General features: G+C 68.4%; 1 protein-coding gene. It reads left to right on the forward strand.

Annotated features, from left to right (window positions below):
- Positions 1–73: 73 nt before the first annotated feature.
- A partial coding sequence (locus tag N4G66_RS45235) for a response regulator (protein ID WP_261710158.1) occupies positions 74–767 on the forward strand: 694 nt, incomplete at its 3' end.

Raw genomic sequence — 767 nt, forward strand, 5'->3', positions numbered from 1 at the left:
TCCGGGCCCGGAAGGGTGATGATCGGCGTCAGGGGCTCACGGTCCGTGGTCCATCACTGAACAAGGGGTCGTCATGGCCGAGGCGCGTACGTTCTCCGAGCAGAACCCGATCCGGGTCTTCCTGCTGGACGACCACGAGGTCGTACGCCGCGGTCTCACCGACCTGCTGGACAGCGAACCGGACATCTCGGTGGTCGGCGACGCGGGCAGTGTCGAGCACGCCCTGGTGCGCGGCCCGGCGCTGCGCCCGGACGTGGCGGTTCTCGACGTACGCCTGCCGGACGGCGACGGCATCAGCGTCTGCCGGGAACTGCGCAGCCAGATGCCGGAGCTGTCCTGTCTGATGCTGACGTCGTTCGACGACGAGGAAGCGCTGCTCGACGCGATCATGGCCGGGGCGGCGGGCTACGTACTGAAACAGATCAAGGGCTCCGACCTGGTCTCGGCGGTCCGTACCGTCGCCTCCGGCCAGTCGATGCTGGACCCCACCACGACCGCCCGGCTGATGCGCAAGCTGCGCGCCGACCCGGCCGAGGAGCCGGCCCTCTCGCCCGAACTCGCCAGTCTCTCACCACGCGAACGGGACATCCTCGCGCTGATCGGGAACGGCCTCACGAACCGCGAGATCGGCAAAGAGCTCTATCTGTCCGAGAAGACGGTGAAGAACCACATCTCCCGCCTGCTGGCCAAGCTCGGCGTCCAACGCCGCGTCCAGGCCGCGGTCCTGGCCAACCACCTCGAACACCCCGACACGAGGGACCAGCACC

It is taken from the genome of Streptomyces rhizosphaerihabitans, from assembly GCF_025399795.1.
In the GTDB taxonomy this organism is placed as follows: Bacteria; Actinomycetota; Actinomycetes; order Streptomycetales; family Streptomycetaceae; genus Streptomyces; species Streptomyces rhizosphaerihabitans.